Genomic DNA, 14,404 nt, shown 5'->3' with positions numbered 1-14,404 from the left:
CCGCCGCATCTCTACTTGTCATCCCGGCTCAAGGCGGGAGTGACGAAGGGTTACCCCTCCCGCCGCCGCACGAAACAATCGAACCCCGCCGCCACTGCACCGCGGCAGAATGCCTGCGCCGCCTCGGGCTGCGCCGCCGCCGCGCTCTTCAACCGGAACAGCGCCCCGTCGCGGTGCACCGCCACTGGCAGCGGCAGCGCTGGGAGCCGGGCCTGCTGGCGCTTCGCTGCTTGCGCACTGCCGAACGCGCCCAGTTGCGCTTCCCATCCCGGGCCTTGCGACACCGCACCTGCCACCGCATCGGCCAGCTTCAGCGCGCGCCGCTGCCGCTGGACTTCGATGGCTTGGGCCAGGGTGATGCTGCCCGGGCGATGGGTGTGAAACCGCTCGTCATGGGCAAAGGCGTCGCGCCGCTGCGCGGCCTCCAGCAACGCCGGCGTATTCTGCCGGCTGCTGCTGGCCGTGCTGAGCATGGGATACAGCGCGGCACCGCCGCCAAGCGCGGCCAGGCCGAACAGCCAAAGCGGACGAGGGAAGGGCAAGCGGATCAATCTTCGGGAACTCGCAACATGGTTTGCACCGCGTTAACCACGCAAGCCCGTCAAGTTTCCAGCACCCGTCGCGGCGGAGTGCGTCCAAAACAGGGACGACGGAGCCGAAGCCCCGCCGCCTTGTTCACCTATCACGACGTTTCAATGGCTTAGCGGATCAAGTTCGCAAACACTGCGGAGATGATCCCGCTGGTGATCCCGACCAGCACCGCGTCATTCCCCGACTGGACATAGCGGTAGCCGCGCGGCGGCGCCCGCAGGCCACGGTACTGGCGATAGTCGATCTGGCGATAGTTGCGGGCATAACGGTTGTCGAAGCGCTCGCCGCGGTGCCAGCTGCGATATTGCGGTGCGCGATACGCGGTGCGCTGCTGAACGTAGCGCTGCTGCTGGATCGTGTTCCGCTGCTGGACCGTGCGCTGCTTCACCACCGTGGTGCCGTTCGGCCGCTGCTTCACGACGGTGCGCTGCACTTCGGTATGGCGCTGCGGCTGCGGGGCGGCGGCGGCCATCACCGGCGTTGCTGCGACCGAAGCGGCGACCAGACCCAGGATAAACTTCTTCATGGCTCCATTCCTTTGTACCGCGCCGCGTCCTGCGGCGTTGATCAATAAGTAGGAGCCGGTTGTCGCAGCCCCGTCCCAGCCAGGGTGCGAATTGGTCGCGAATTGTAACGGCCTTCTTCACCCCTCCCTGCAAGGAAGGCGCAGGGGTGGGTTGCGAGCAAAGCGAGCGCCTGCGCTTACCACAAGCGCGGCCCTGCGGCCCGCGCACCCTTGCCCCCAAACCCTACCGGTACTAACCGCGCCGCTTCGAATTCGGCGAACAGGAGAGGCCAAATGCGCGCATTCATCTTCCCGGGCCAGGGCAGCCAGGCGGTTGGCATGGGCAAGGCGCTCGCCGACGCCAGCGCCACTGCGCGCGAGGTGTTCCAGGAAGTCGACGAGGCGCTCGGACAGAGCCTGTTCCGCCTGATGCGCGAAGGTCCCGAGGATCAGCTCACCCTTACCGCCAACGCGCAGCCCGCGATCATGGCCAATGCCATCGCCGTGCTGCGCGTGTTGGAAAAGGAAGGCGGCATCCGCCTCGCTGACAAGGTCGATTACGTCGCTGGCCACAGCTTGGGCGAATACACTGCGCTGTGCGCCGCCGGCGCGCTCGACCTGTCGACCACGGCAAAGCTGCTGCGCATTCGCGGTGACGCGATGCAGGCGGCGGTGCCGGTGGGCGAGGGGGCGATGGCCGCCTTGCTCGGCGCGGATCTCACCAAGGCGCAGGCGATCGCCGACGCTGCGGCCGAAGGCGAAGTCTGCACCGTCGCCAACGACAATGATCCGACCCAAGTCGTGATCTCGGGCGCCCGCGCCGCGATCGAGCGCGCCATCGCCATCGCCAAGGATCACGGTGCCAAGCGCGGCATCCTGCTACCCGTCTCCGCGCCCTTCCACTGCCCGATGATGCAACCTGCCGCTGACGCAATGGAAAAGGCGCTCGCCGACGTCGCGATACAGGCGCCCTTGGTCCCCCTCTACGCCAACGTCACCGCCGCCCCGGTCGCCGATCCCGCCACCATCCGCACGCTGCTGGTCGAACAGGTAACCGGCATGGTCCGCTGGCGCGAAAGCGTTGCCGCGATGGGCGAAGCAGGCGTCACCGACTTCGTCGAACTCGGCGGCAAGATCCTGGCCGGCATGGTCAAGCGCATCACCCCGGACATCCCCGTCACCAGCGTCGTCACCATGGACGACATCGAAACCCTGGCGAAGACGCTTTGATCGGGAGATAAGAAGGTAGAGGTTCGCGCAGAGGCGCGGAGGCGCAGAGGACGATCGCTTGACGGACATCGACCGCATCAGTGGCGACGTGGTGGATGTGGCGATGCGCTTGCATCGCGATCTTGGCCCCGGTCTGCTTGAGAGTGTCTATGAGATGATCCTCGCAGCTCGGCTCAGCCGCATGGGTTATTCGGTCGCGCGCCAGCGCGCGATAGACGTCGAGTTTGAAGGGCTTCGGTTCGACGCAGCCTTCAGGATCGATCTTATTGTCGAGGACCGGCTGCTGGTGGAGATCAAGTCGGTCGATAAGCTAGTCGCTGTGCACGCCAAGCAATTGCTGACCTATCTTCGCCTGACCAAACAGCCCGTAGGGCTGCTTCTGAATTTCGGCGGCGAGACGCTTAAAGAAGGCATCCGACGCATCGTCAACAACCACACCTCCTCTGCGCCTCCGCGCCTCTGCGCGAACCCCTAACTTCTTCTTAGAACACCACGGAGACCACCCATGTTCGATCTCACAGGCATGACCGCCCTCGTCACCGGCGCTTCGGGCGGGATCGGCTCAGCCATCGCCAAGGGCCTGGCCGCGCAGGGGGCCCGGCTCGCCATTTCCGGCTCCAATCCGGAGAAGCTCGAAGCCTTCAAGGCCGAACTCGACGGCGACCACGTCACCCTGCAGGCCAACCTCTCCGACGCAGCGCAGGTTGACGCGCTGATCCCCCAGGCTGTCGAAGCGCTCGGCAGCCTCAGCATTCTGGTGAACAATGCCGGCGTCACCCGCGACAACCTCGTCATGCGGATGAAGGACGATGAATGGGATCAGGTCATCACCGTCAATCTCGAAGCCGCGTTCCGCCTGATGCGCGCCGCGGCCAAGCCGATGATGAAGGCCCGGTTCGGGCGTATGATCTCGATCACCTCGGTCGTCGGCGCCACCGGCAATCCGGGTCAGGCCAATTATGCCGCGTCCAAGGCCGGGCTGGTCGGCATGTCCAAGGCGCTTGGCCAGGAACTCGCCAGCCGCAACATCACCGTGAACTGCGTAGCCCCCGGCTTCATCCGCTCGGCGATGACCGACGGCCTGCCCGAGGCGCAAAAGGAAGCGCTGACCGGCCGCATCCCGGCGGGCAAGCTCGGCGAGGGCGAGGATATCGCCGCCGCCGTGGTCTACCTCGCCAGCAAGGAAGCCAGCTACGTCACCGGCCAGACCTTGCATGTGAACGGCGGAATGGCGATGCTGTAAGGCGTCCTGGGGGCAGGAGTGAAGTCATTGCGTATTGTTCTAGCCGCCTTCCTGTCCCTGGCTGCCATCCCGGCCCAGGCCGCCGATCTCGCCACGCTCGATTGCGTGTCCACCAAGCTCGACGCCGCCGTGCGCGGCCAGATCGAATCCGAAGCGACCGCCGCGCTTGTGGAGACCGGCAAGCGCCTGACCTATTCGCCCGCGGTGGGGCAGGGGCTCGGCACCGCCGCCAAGGCCTGCGCGGCCGAGCATAAGTGGACAAGCGCCGCGGCCAAGGCGGCCGGCTTCTACGCGCTTGCCAAGATTGGGTTGCCGCTGGCGCGCAAGGCAGTCGAGGAAAAGGGCTTCGACGCATCGGCGCTGGAGGACCAGTTCCAGGCGCTGCCCGAGGACAAGCGCACCCGGGTGCTCACTGCGCAGGATACCCAGGCGCTGGTCCAGGCGGCGGTGACCGAGGAATCGCAGCAGACCCGCGCGAATGCGGAACTGCTCGCCGAATATTTCTCGTTCCTCAGCACCGCCCACTATGCGGCACATGATTTTTCCGCCGCCTGAAGGGGTGCGACGCCTCTTGCCAGCGCTTCGGCACCCAATTAGGTGCGGTCACACATATTCAGAGCCCAGTCACAAAGGATAACAGGGACCATGGCCAACCAGGAAGAGATCACCACCCGCGTCAAGTCGCTCGTGGTCGATCACCTCGGCGTCGACGAAAAGGAAGTCGTGCCGACCGCCAGCTTCATCGATGACCTCGGTGCCGATTCGCTCGACATCGTCGAGCTGGTGATGGCCTTCGAGGAAGAATTCGGCGTCGAAATCCCCGACGATGCCGCTGAAAAGATCACCACCGTCCAGGACGCGGTGAGCTACATCAGCGAGCACCAGGAAGGCTGATCGCCAACTTTGGCGAATTCCGTACCCTTTGATGGGGGTCGGCATGCCATTCAACGGCTTCCCGTCCGGCTCGCAAGAGAGGACGGGGAGCCGTTTCCTTTTGGACAGGGCTGGAAAGATGCCCCGCTCCGCACAACTTTCATGAACTTCGACGGAGAGAAATGCCAATGCGCCGCGTAGTCGTGACCGGCCTCGGCCTCGTCACCCCGGTGGGGGCCGATGTCGAAACCGCCTGGAAGAACATCGTCGCCGGCAGGTCCGGCGCTGAGATCATCAAGCGCTTCGATGCCACCGACTTCCACACCAATTATGCGTGTGAAGTGAAGGCGCCGGACCATGAATTCGGCTTCGATCCGTCCAAGCGCGTCGATCACAAGATCCAGCGCCAGGTCGATCCTTTCATTGTCTACGGCATCGACGCCGCGGGCCAGGCGATCGAAGACGCCGGCCTGCTCGACATGGACGAGGAAACCCGCTTCCGCGCCGGCTGCTCGATCGGCTCGGGTATCGGTGGTCTGCCGGGGATAGAGAGCGAATCGCTGGTACTCGCGGCCAAGGGGCCGAAGCGCGTCAGCCCCCATTTCGTGCATGGCCGCTTGATCAACCTGATTTCGGGTCAGGTCTCGATCAAATACGGGCTGATGGGTCCGAACCACGCAGTCGTGACCGCCTGCTCGACGGGCGCCCATTCGATTGGCGACGCCGCTCGGATGATCGCGATGGACGATGCCGACATCATGCTCGCAGGCGGCGCCGAAAGCGCGATTTGCCCCATCGGCATCGCTGGCTTCGGTCAGGCGCGTGCGCTCTCCACCGGCTTTCGCGACGATCCCACCAAGGGCAGCCGTCCGTATGACAAGGACCGGGACGGTTTCGTCATGGGCGAGGGCGCAGGTGTCGTCGTGCTTGAGGAATATGAGCATGCCAAGAAGCGCGGTGCCAAGATCTATGCCGAAGTCATCGGCTACGGCCTGTCGGGCGACGCTTATCACGTGACGGCCCCGCATCCTGAAGGCGCTGGCGCGTTCCGTTCGATGCAGATGGCAGTGCGCAAGTCGGGCCTCGCGTTGGAGGACATCGATTACATCAATGCGCACGGCACCTCGACGCCGCTCGGCGACGAACTCGAACTCGGGGCGGTGCGCAAGCTGTTCGGTGACGCAATGGGCGGGCTGGCGATGAGTTCGACCAAATCGGCGATCGGCCACCTGCTGGGCGGCGCGGGCGCGGTCGAGGCGATCTTCTGCATCTTGGCAATGCGCGACAGCATCGTGCCGCCGACGCTCAACCTCGACAACCCAAGCGACAATTGCGCAGGCGTGAACCTGGTCCCCCATGTCGCGCAGGAGCGCAAGGTCAAGGCGATCCTCAACAACAGCTTCGGCTTTGGCGGTACCAACGCCAGCCTGGTCATGAAGGCGATCTGATCCCATGAGCGAGCGCCGTCTGGGTAAGCGGCGCGGTGGATGCGCCCTGATCGTTGTGGCACTGATCCTGTGTGCAGCGACGTTTGGGGTGCTCCATCTCTGGGGCGGGGCGGGGCCGGCGCGGGGCAACGTCACGGTTCTGGTGCCGGAGGGGGCTAGCCTCAGCCGGGCTGCCGACGAGTTGGAGAAGGCCGGGGCGATCCGCTCCGCGCGTCAGTTCCTGCTTTTGTCCAAGATCCTTGGCGCAAGCGCACCGATCAAGGCCGGAGAATACCGCGTGCCGGCGGGGCTCAGCCAGTCCGATGTCCTCAAGATGATGCAGGGCGGCAAGACGCTTCAACGCTTCGTGACGATCCCTGAAGGCACGCCGTCCATCCTGGTCTATGAGGCGCTCATGAAGGCGCCGCAGCTATCCGGCCCCGTTTCGGTGCCTGCCGAAGGCTCGGTGCTGCCCGACAGCTATGCCTATAATCGCGCCGATACGCGCCAGGCGGTGCTCGCGCGCATGCAAAAGGCGATGACCGACTATCTCGCCAAGGCTTGGGCCGCCAGAAAGCCTGCCATCGCGGTGTCGACGCCGCAGCAAGCGGTGACGCTCGCCTCTATCGTCGAAAAAGAAACCGGCAAGCCATCGGAGCGGCGCATGGTCGCCGCCGTATATGGCAATCGGCTGCGCCAGGGTATGCGGCTTCAGGCCGATCCCACGATCATCTACCCGTTGACCAAGGGCAAGCCGCTGGGCCGTCGTATCCTCAAGTCTGAGATCCAGGCCAGGAACGGCTACAACACCTACGCCATGGCAGGTCTGCCGCAGGGGCCGATCGCCAATCCAGGGCGGGCCAGCATCGACGCCGTGCTCGATCCGGAGCGGTCCAACGCGCTCTACTTCGTCGCCGATGGCACGGGCGGCCATGTGTTCGCGGAAACGCTTGAACAGCATAACGCGAACGTCGCCAAGTGGTACGCGCTGCGCCGGGCCCGCGGCGAAATGTAAGCGGAACGGCGGCCGCAGCTTTGCGGCCGCCGTCCAATCTTACTTGCCGAGCGCCACTGCCTCGCGCGCGAGTGCTTCGACTTGCTCGAAGCTGGCGCCCTTTGGCGTGACCCAGCTGCCGCCGACACAAAGCACCGGATCGAAGCCCAGCCAATCTGCAGCAGTTGCGGCGCTCACCCCGCCGGTCGGGCAGAACTTGGCCTCGTAAAAGGGCGCGGCCAACGCCTTCAGTGCCTTCAACCCGCCGCTGGTCTCAGCGGGGAAGAATTTGAAATGGCGCAGGCCAAGGTCATAGCCGCGCATGATGTCGCCGGCATTGGCGATCCCCGGGAGGAAAGGCACGCCGCTATCCACGATCGCGCTGCCCAGCCGGTCTGTCAGCCCGGGCGACACGATGAACTCGGCACCTGCGTCCATCACTTGGGCGAATTGGTCGGTGTTGACCACGGTGCCCGCGCCCACGATCGCGCCCTCCACTTGCTTCATCTCGCGGATCGCGTCGATCGCCGCGGGCGTGCGCATCGTCACTTCCAGAACCCGCAGCCCACCTTTCACCAGTGCTTCGGCAAGCGGGCGGGCAGTCGCGGCGTCGTCGATGACCAGCACCGGGATAACCGGGCTGGTGCGCATGATGTCGGCAATCGTGGTCGTCAAAGTGCATGCTCCTGAGCAAAGGCTGCCGCCGCGCCATACAGGCCCGGCTGCTCGTGCGTGATGATCTTTACCGGAATCGTCGACATCAGGCTCTGGAACCTTCCCTTGGCAACGAAACGCTGGCCGAAGCCGGACTGCACCAGCTTGTCCTTGAGGCGCAGCCCCAGCCCGCCGGCGATCACGACGCCAGTAGGGCCGTGGGTCAGCGCCAAGTCACCGGCAACGGCGCCCAGGGTAAGGCAGAAGCGCTCAAGCGCAGCGGTGGCGAGTGCGTCCGTCCCCGTGAGTGCCAGTTCCCACAGCCGCTTGTCCTCCAAATGGATCACCGGCTTGCCCTGCATCTGCGCGAGCGTTTCATAGATGTTGACCAGCCCGGGTCCGGCGCAGACCCGCTCCGCCGACACGCGCGTATAGGTCGGCCGCAGGCGGCGAATGATCGCGTCGTCGATGTTGTCGAGCGGCGCAAAGTCCATGTGCCCGCCCTCGGTCGAGATCACGTGATAGCTGCCGCGGTCGCGGAACACCTGTGCCACGCCCAGGCCTGTGCCTGGACCGCATACGGTGATCGACCCGTAAGCCGGCAGCGGGACATCGGGACCGCACAGATGGACATAGGCTTCGCCATCGAGCTGCCCGACCGCATGGCCGATCGCCGCGAAATCGTTGATCAGCGTGTAGGTGTCGACGTTCAGCCGCTCCTTGATCAGCGGCGGACGGATGATCCACGGATTGTTGGTGAACTTGATCAGCGTGTCGTTCACCGGCGAGGCGACGGCGATGCCGGCTGCGCGTGGTACCGGACGTCCAAGCTGTTCGCCGAACGCTGCCCAGGCGAGCGGGAAGGTTGCATGCTCGGCAACCTTGAGCGTCACGGGCTCGGCAAGCGAGACGACGCGGCCGCCCTCCACTTCGGCGATGGTGAAGCGAGCGTGCGTGCCCCCGATATCTACCGCGACGACTTCCATTGCAGCTCCCTGATCCTCACCATCTTCACCGCCTGTCAACGTTGGCAGCGAAGGCGCCGGCCTTTTCCGCGCAACACGTTTGGAAGTAAAGCGCGCGCCTGCAGAGGGCGGGCGTTACAGCCCGGCCTCTGCCAACATCGCGGATGCACCTTCCTCGGCCGCGCTGGCATGGTGGCGCATCATCGCGAACAACTCGCGCCCGGTGCCCTGCGGAACGGGTGGGGCTTCGGTATGAGGGCGTGCGTCCCATTCCGCGGCGTCGACCAGCGCCTCCAACGTACCTGCCTGCGCATCCAAGCGGATGATATCGCCGTCGCGTACCTTGGCAATTGGGCCACCACCCAACGCTTCGGGTGACAAGTGGATCGCACAGGGCACCTTGCCGCTCGCGCCGGACATGCGCCCATCGGTCACCAGCGCCACCCGGAAGCCGCGGTTCTGGAGAACGCCAAGCGGCGGAGTCAGCTTGTGCAGTTCGGGCATGCCGTTCGCACGCGGCCCCTGGAAGCGCATCACGACGATAACGTCGCGGTCCAGCTCGCCCGCCTTGAAGGCCTCCTGCACGGCATTCTGGTCGGTGAAGACACGCGCAGGCGCTTCGATGATCCAGCGATCGCGATCGACGGCCGAAACCTTGATGCACGCGCGGCCAATATTCCCCTTCAGGATCCGGAAACCGCCTTCGGCAGAGAAAGGCGCTTCGAACGTTCGCACGATCGTCTCATCGTCGCTCTTGGCGGGCAAGTCGCGCCAGACGAGTTCGTCCTGATCCATATGCGGCTTGCGGCTATAAGCCTGCATGCCACCCGCAGCCACGGTGAGGGTGTCGGCATGCATCAGTCCGCCACGCAGCAGTTCCTTGATGACGAAGGGCGGGCCGCCGGCATCCTCGAACATGTTCACGTCGGCCGATCCGTTCGGATAGACGCGGGTCAGCAGCGGGATCGTCCTCGACAGGCGGTCGAAATCGTCCCAATCGATCAGGATGCCGGCAGCGCGCGCGAACGCGGGTACGTGGATCAGGTGATTGGTGGAGCCGCCGGTGGCAAGCAGCACGATCGCCGCATTCACGATCGACTTCTCGTCGACCACATGGCCGATCGGGCGATAATCCTCGCCATTCCAGCCGATCTCGGACAGCCGGTGCACGGCCGCGCGTGTCAGTTCCTGGCGCAGCTTGGTCTGCGGGTTGGCAAAGGCCGCGCCGGGCATGTGGAGGCCCATGGCCTCCATCATCATCTGATTAGAGTTGGCGGTGCCGTAAAAGGTGCAAGTGCCCTTGCCGTGGTAAGCGGCGATTTCGGACGCCAGTAGTTCCTCGCGTGTGGCCTTGCCCTCGGCATAGCGCTCGCGAACCGCGGCCTTCTCCTTGTTGGCCACGCCCGAGCGCATCGGCCCGCCCGGGATCATCACCATGGGCAAATGCCCAAAGCGTAATGCGCCCATCAGCAGCCCGGGCACGATCTTGTCGCAGATTCCGAGCAGCGCGGCCCCTTCGAACACGCGGTGCGATAGCGACACGGCGGTGGACAGCGCGATGGTGTCGCGGCTGAACAGCGACAGCTCCATGCCCTCATAGCCCTGTGTCACGCCATCGCACATCGCCGGGACGCCACCGGCGACCTGTGCCGTAGCGCCGGCTTCGAGCGCCCAGACCTTCATCTGCTCGGGGTAGCGATAATAGGTCGCGTGCGCCGACAGCATGTCGTTGTACGACGTGACGATGCCGATGTTCATCCGGTTGCCCGGGGTCATCAGATCGCGTTGCTCGTCGGTCCCGGCATAAGCGTGCGCCAGGTTGGCGCAGCCCAGCTTTGGACGATCCGCCCCGGATTCGCGCTCGCGCCGGATAAGCTCAAGATAGGCTTGGCGGCGCGCCTTGGAACGCTCGATCACGCGGTCGGTGACGGCGGCGATTTCAGGATGCAGCATCGCCATCACGCACTCCAGTGAATGTCGACCGGCAGCTCGACGTCGGCGAGGATGCGGCCCACCGGATAGTTGGACGAAGCACCCTGCCGGATCGCATCTTCCAGCACGCCGCGCTTTGCGTCGCCGGTCAGGGCGATCATCAGCGCGCGGGCGGAAACGATTGCCGTCCGGCTGAGCGTGACGCGGGCGACCGGCGCCTCCGGCGGCAGCGGGTCGGGCATGACGCCCAGCGCGCGCCGCTCACGCGGGCCGTTCAGCGCCTCCTCGAAATCGGGGCCGGGGAAGATCGATGCGGCGTGGCCATCGCCACCAACGCCGAGCAGGCAAAGGTCGAGCGGCCAGTGCAGGTCCTGAAGTCGCGCATCGGCGGCGCGGCCTGCGGCCTTGTAATCTTCGGCCTTGTCGCTGATCAGCGGGATTACACGCGCGCCCTTGGGGAGGAACATCTTGCCGATGGCGGTGACGTTGGAGAGCGGATCGCCCAGGGGGACCAGGCGGTCATCACCCGGGATAATCGTGACGCGCTTCCAGTCGAGCTTGGCCTGGACCAGCTTCTCATAGATCGGCAGCGGCGTCTTGCCGCCCGCGAGCGCGATGACCGCGGCGCCACGCGCATCGATCGCGCTCTCGATGATGAATTGAATGTCACCCGCGACGGCATCGGCCATCTCGCCGGCGCCGTCATATTCCCACCATTCGATCTCAGTCGTCATTCCGGCTCCTGCGTGCTTCTCGCGGCCAATCCCCGTCCGATATGGGGAGCGGCGGTTATTCGTTCCACGTCACGCCGTCACGCTCGGTGAGCGCGACCGATGCGGACGGACCCCAACTGCCCGAGGCGTAAGGCTTCGGCTTCATGTCGTTCGCATTCCAGCCGGCGCGGATGCCGTCGATCCACTCCCACTGCGCCTCCACCTCGTCGCGGCGGACGAACAGCGTTGGATCACCTTCGATCAGGTCGAGCAGCAGCCGTTCATAAGCGATGCGGCGTGTGGTGCCGGCGAATTCGCTTTCCAGGCTGAGGTTCAGCGGCACTTCGCGCAGGCGGACGCCCTCCCGATCAAGGCCGGGCTGCTTCGCCATCACCAAAAGGCGGACATATTCTTCCGGCTGAAGGCGGATCACCAGCGTGTTTGGCTGCAACGACGCGCCGCGCTGCGCAAAGATCGAATGCGGCACGGGCTTGAACTGGATCACGATCTCGGAACGGCGCTCCGCCAGGCGCTTGCCGGTGCGCAGGTAGAACGGCACGCCGTGCCAGCGCCAATTGTCGACATGCGCCTTGATCGCAACGAAGGTTTCGGTCGTCGAGGGCTTTTCGAGGTCGCTGGCGTAGTCGCGCACGATTTCGCCCTTCACTGCACCACCGCCATATTGACCGGTGACGGTCAATTGCGGCGCTTCCGACGCGCTGATCGGCCGCAGCGAGCGCAGAACTTTGACTTTCTCGTCGCGAATGGCCGTGCCGTCGAAGCGGGCGGGAGGTTCCATCGCGATCAGCGCGACCAGCTGAAGCATGTGGTTCTGGACCATGTCTCGAAGCGCGCCGGTCTCGTCATAGAAGCCGGCGCGGCCCTCAAGACCAACTGTTTCAGAAACAGTGATCTGGACATGGTCGATGCCTTGGGCATTCCACACCGGCTCGAACAGCGAGTTGCCGAAGCGGAGTGCCAGAATGTTCTGGACCGTTTCCTTGCCCAGATAATGGTCGATCCGGAAAGTGCGCTCCTCGGGAAACGCTGCGGCGACCAGGTCATTGATCTCGCGACTGGATTCCAAGTCGCGACCCAGCGGCTTCTCCAACCCGATGCGGACATTGTCGCCCGCGAGACCGGCCGCTTCCAGCCCTTTGATGGTCGGCCCGAATAGCCATGGCGCCGTCGACAAGAAGATCGCCAGACCGCCGGAGATATCGCCGACTTTCTCCTTCAGCGCAGCAAAGCCGTCCATCTGCGAAGCGTCGAGCGACTGGTAGTTCAGACGCTCCAGGAATCCATCGAGTGCAGCTTCGTCCTTACGGTCGCCCGGCAGGAACTTGTCCAATGCCTCACGGGCAAATTCCCGGAAGGACGCGTCATCATGATCGGACCGCGCCGTCGCGGTGATCGTCAGCCCGGCAGGCAACAGGCTGTCGGCATGCAGTGCGTAGAGCGACGGCAGCAGCATGCGCTGCGCCAGATCTCCGGTTGCTCCGAACAACAGCAATTTGCCAACGGGCTGATGCATCGCGTCCCTCTCGATTGATTTCGCCCGCGAGACACCAATGGCGATCAAAGATCAAGTCGCTAGCGGGGCAGGGCGTGCGAGATCCGCAGGCTGGGGGTCAGACGATCAACCCGGCGACGGGATCGAGGCCGGCCATGATGTTCAGGTTCTGCACGGCGGCCCCCGCAGCGCCTTTGCCCAGATTGTCCAGCGTCGCGACAAGCCGGGCCTGGCCACGTTCGGGGTTGCCGAAGACGCGCAGCGACAGACGGTCGGTCCCTGCATCGGCCTCGATTGAAACGCTGCCCATCTCCGCCGGCAGCACCCGAACCAGCGGACTATCCTTGTAAGCGTCGCGCAGCGCATTCTCGACCGCCTCGATCGAGGGACGCCGCGTGAACGCGTGGAGCGGCAGGGGAACCTCCACCAGCATGCCGCGATACGTTCTTGCCACGGATGGCATGAAGATCGGTGGATGTTCCAGCCGCGCGTGCTTCTGCATTTCGGGCACATGCTTGTGCGCAAGCGAAAGGGCGTAGCTCCGATACGCAGTGTCCGTGAACTCGGCTGCGTCGCGATCTTCGAATTCGGAGATCATCGACTTGCCTCCTCCGGAATAGCCGGAGACGGCGTTCACGCTAAGGGGATAATCGTGCGGGACGATGCCGCTGCGAATCAACGGCCGCACAAGTGCCAGGAACCCGGTTGGATAACATCCCGGGTTGCTGACGCGGGCGGATTCGGCGATCGCAGACATCTGGCCTGGCTCGAGTTCGGCAAAACCATAGGTCCAATCTGGCTCTGTCCGATACGCGGTCGAAGCGTCGATGACGCGTACATGCTCGTTGCGGATCATTGCCACGGCTTCTCGCGCCGCATCGTCGGGCAGACAGAGAATGACGAAATCTACCGAATTGAGCGCGTCCTCGCGCTTCGCGCGGTCCTTGCGATCGGTGTCCGCAAGGATGACCTGCTCAATGCCGGTACGATCACTCAAACGCTCACGGATCTCGAGCCCGGTCGTGCCGACGGCGCCATCGATGAAGACGCGGATCGTCATTCTGCGCTCTCAAGCGCGTCGGCGGGGATATAGCCCACGAGCCCGACGGTCGGAGAAATGCCCCATGCGTGCTGGCCGGCAAATTCCAGGACTTCGAAGGAGGCGGAGGCCTGTAGTTCGGCTAGGACATCAGAGGTCGGCGCGGACGCACTTCTGAGTTGGACGGTGCGGGTCAAGCGGCGAAGCAAAGGCGCCGCATAATGCGGCGCGAAGACCTGATCCGCCAAGCGGACGTCTGCCAGATCGCGCCGGACTGCCTGGACACGCGGGTCAACTTCCACCGAACGTCCCGTAAGCGCGAATCGATTACGCGTGTGCCCGCCGGGCGATGGGCTCACCGATGGCGTCGCCCGCGAGGAAATGCCCGAATTCTGCAAGAAACTCTGCCCCTTCAGGAGTACGTGCGACGAAGATGTTTCGTTTGTCGGTGTCGTCGCGCTGACGGCGCAGATAGCCCAGCGTGCCTAATCGATTCAAGGCGCGCGTCACTACCGGTTTGGACACGTTCAGGGCACGCGCCAAACCCCGGACCGTATGAGGGCCTTGGTCTAGATATACCAACATCAAGAGGGCCATCTGCCGATTAGTGAGATCGGGCTCGCCCGAGCGCACGTAATCGATCAGCGTGTTCTTCCAAGATGACAACGACTGGTCGGACATTGCGTTCACGGCATCTACTCATCCGTTACAATCCCGGCTCGCCT

Annotated in this window: 17 protein-coding genes; 7 read left to right on the top strand and 10 right to left on the bottom strand. The window is 64.6% G+C overall.

Features of this window, described 5'->3' with window-relative positions:
• Positions 1-50 precede the first annotated feature (50 nt).
• Together FHT02_RS10325 and FHT02_RS10320 are read right to left on the bottom strand one after the other, a co-directional pair.
• A complete protein-coding gene (locus tag FHT02_RS10325; RefSeq protein ID WP_184087216.1) occupies positions 51-542 on the bottom strand; it encodes an SPOR domain-containing protein in 492 nt (163 codons plus the stop codon).
• Positions 543-700: 158 nt separating this feature from the next.
• Complete coding sequence (locus tag FHT02_RS10320; protein WP_184087214.1) at positions 701-1,117, bottom strand: RcnB family protein; 417 nt, start codon at positions 1,115-1,117, stop codon at positions 701-703.
• 273 nt (positions 1,118-1,390) lie between these two features.
• On the opposite strand from FHT02_RS10320, the gene fabD reads away from it, so the two are divergent.
• The 7 genes from fabD (at position 1,391) to mltG (ending at position 6,884) form a co-directional block, all read left to right on the top strand.
• Positions 1,391-2,326, top strand: a complete 936-nt coding sequence (gene fabD, locus FHT02_RS10315) for an ACP S-malonyltransferase (RefSeq protein ID WP_184087212.1) — start codon at positions 1,391-1,393, stop codon at positions 2,324-2,326.
• A 58-nt stretch (positions 2,327-2,384) separates the two neighbouring features.
• Complete coding sequence (locus FHT02_RS10310; RefSeq protein ID WP_184087210.1) at positions 2,385-2,801, top strand: GxxExxY protein; 417 nt, start codon at positions 2,385-2,387, stop codon at positions 2,799-2,801.
• A 30-nt stretch (positions 2,802-2,831) separates the two neighbouring features.
• Positions 2,832-3,569, top strand: coding sequence for a 3-oxoacyl-[acyl-carrier-protein] reductase (gene fabG / locus FHT02_RS10305; RefSeq protein ID WP_184087208.1), 738 nt, complete (start codon positions 2,832-2,834; stop codon positions 3,567-3,569).
• 27 nt (positions 3,570-3,596) lie between these two features.
• Positions 3,597-4,124: a hypothetical protein gene (locus FHT02_RS10300; RefSeq protein ID WP_184087206.1), complete on the top strand. Its 528-nt coding sequence runs from the start codon at positions 3,597-3,599 to the stop codon at positions 4,122-4,124.
• 90 nt (positions 4,125-4,214) lie between these two features.
• A complete protein-coding gene (locus tag FHT02_RS10295; RefSeq protein ID WP_184087204.1) occupies positions 4,215-4,463 on the top strand; it encodes an acyl carrier protein in 249 nt (82 codons plus the stop codon).
• A 167-nt stretch (positions 4,464-4,630) separates the two neighbouring features.
• On the top strand, positions 4,631-5,890 hold the full coding sequence (gene fabF, locus FHT02_RS10290) for a beta-ketoacyl-ACP synthase II (RefSeq protein WP_184087202.1): 1,260 nt from the start codon (positions 4,631-4,633) through the stop codon (positions 5,888-5,890).
• Between the two features lie 4 nt (positions 5,891-5,894).
• Entirely contained in the window at positions 5,895-6,884 is a 990-nt protein-coding gene (gene mltG, locus FHT02_RS10285; RefSeq protein WP_184087200.1) for an endolytic transglycosylase MltG, read from the top strand.
• A 39-nt stretch (positions 6,885-6,923) separates the two neighbouring features.
• On the opposite strand, the gene eda is transcribed toward mltG, so the two are convergent.
• The 8 genes from eda to FHT02_RS10245 form a co-directional block, all read right to left on the bottom strand.
• The gene (eda, locus tag FHT02_RS10280) at positions 6,924-7,538 is read right to left on the bottom strand and encodes a bifunctional 4-hydroxy-2-oxoglutarate aldolase/2-dehydro-3-deoxy-phosphogluconate aldolase (RefSeq protein WP_184087198.1); all 615 of its coding nucleotides are present in this window, start codon (positions 7,536-7,538) and stop codon (positions 6,924-6,926) included.
• Positions 7,535-8,503 carry a glucokinase gene (gene glk, locus FHT02_RS10275; protein ID WP_184087196.1) on the bottom strand — a complete coding sequence of 323 codons (969 nt, stop codon included), beginning with the start codon at positions 8,501-8,503 and terminating at the stop codon, positions 7,535-7,537. Before glk ends, eda begins: the two co-directional genes overlap by 4 nt.
• A gap of 114 nt (positions 8,504-8,617) precedes the next feature.
• A complete protein-coding gene (edd, locus tag FHT02_RS10270) occupies positions 8,618-10,441 on the bottom strand; it encodes a phosphogluconate dehydratase (RefSeq protein ID WP_184087194.1) in 1,824 nt (607 codons plus the stop codon).
• The gene (gene pgl, locus FHT02_RS10265) at positions 10,441-11,148 is read right to left on the bottom strand and encodes a 6-phosphogluconolactonase (RefSeq protein ID WP_184087192.1); all 708 of its coding nucleotides are present in this window, start codon (positions 11,146-11,148) and stop codon (positions 10,441-10,443) included. Before pgl ends, edd begins: the two co-directional genes overlap by 1 nt.
• 55 nt (positions 11,149-11,203) lie before the next feature.
• Positions 11,204-12,661: a glucose-6-phosphate dehydrogenase gene (gene zwf, locus FHT02_RS10260; protein ID WP_184087190.1), complete on the bottom strand. Its 1,458-nt coding sequence runs from the start codon at positions 12,659-12,661 to the stop codon at positions 11,204-11,206.
• A 97-nt stretch (positions 12,662-12,758) separates the two neighbouring features.
• Positions 12,759-13,700, bottom strand: a complete 942-nt coding sequence (argC, locus tag FHT02_RS10255; protein ID WP_184087188.1) for an N-acetyl-gamma-glutamyl-phosphate reductase — start codon at positions 13,698-13,700, stop codon at positions 12,759-12,761.
• Complete coding sequence (locus FHT02_RS10250) at positions 13,697-13,927, bottom strand: SH3 domain-containing protein (protein ID WP_246352326.1); 231 nt, start codon at positions 13,925-13,927, stop codon at positions 13,697-13,699. Before FHT02_RS10250 ends, argC begins: the two co-directional genes overlap by 4 nt.
• 79 nt (positions 13,928-14,006) lie before the next feature.
• Positions 14,007-14,360 (bottom strand): MarR family transcriptional regulator, encoded by a 354-nt coding sequence (locus FHT02_RS10245; protein WP_184087184.1) that lies wholly within the window; start codon positions 14,358-14,360, stop codon positions 14,007-14,009.
• Positions 14,361-14,404: the final 44 nt, after the last annotated feature.

This window comes from Sphingomonas xinjiangensis (assembly GCF_014199255.1).
Lineage (GTDB): Bacteria > Pseudomonadota > Alphaproteobacteria > Sphingomonadales > Sphingomonadaceae > Sphingomonas > Sphingomonas xinjiangensis.
The sequence above is the reverse complement of the archived record's forward strand: the minus strand, read 5'-3'. Positions and strand labels throughout refer to the sequence as shown.

Excerpts from the sequence above, each read along its gene's own strand:
- FHT02_RS10320 (WP_184087214.1), bottom strand. The coding sequence starts at position 1,117 with ATGAAGAAGTTTATCCTGGGTCTGGTCGCCGCTTCGGTCGCAGCAACG.
- fabD (WP_184087212.1), top strand. The coding sequence starts at position 1,391 with ATGCGCGCATTCATCTTCCCGGGCCAGGGCAGCCAGGCGGTTGGCATG.
- fabG (WP_184087208.1), top strand. The coding sequence starts at position 2,832 with ATGTTCGATCTCACAGGCATGACCGCCCTCGTCACCGGCGCTTCGGGC.
- FHT02_RS10295 (WP_184087204.1), top strand. The coding sequence starts at position 4,215 with ATGGCCAACCAGGAAGAGATCACCACCCGCGTCAAGTCGCTCGTGGTC.
- fabF (WP_184087202.1), top strand. The coding sequence starts at position 4,631 with ATGCGCCGCGTAGTCGTGACCGGCCTCGGCCTCGTCACCCCGGTGGGG.
- mltG (WP_184087200.1), top strand. The coding sequence starts at position 5,895 with ATGAGCGAGCGCCGTCTGGGTAAGCGGCGCGGTGGATGCGCCCTGATC.
- glk (WP_184087196.1), bottom strand. The coding sequence starts at position 8,503 with ATGGAAGTCGTCGCGGTAGATATCGGGGGCACGCACGCTCGCTTCACC.
- edd (WP_184087194.1), bottom strand. The coding sequence starts at position 10,441 with ATGGCGATGCTGCATCCTGAAATCGCCGCCGTCACCGACCGCGTGATC.
- pgl (WP_184087192.1), bottom strand. The coding sequence starts at position 11,148 with ATGACGACTGAGATCGAATGGTGGGAATATGACGGCGCCGGCGAGATG.
- zwf (WP_184087190.1), bottom strand. The coding sequence starts at position 12,661 with ATGCATCAGCCCGTTGGCAAATTGCTGTTGTTCGGAGCAACCGGAGAT.
- argC (WP_184087188.1), bottom strand. The coding sequence starts at position 13,700 with ATGACGATCCGCGTCTTCATCGATGGCGCCGTCGGCACGACCGGGCTC.
- FHT02_RS10245 (WP_184087184.1), bottom strand. The coding sequence starts at position 14,360 with ATGTCCGACCAGTCGTTGTCATCTTGGAAGAACACGCTGATCGATTAC.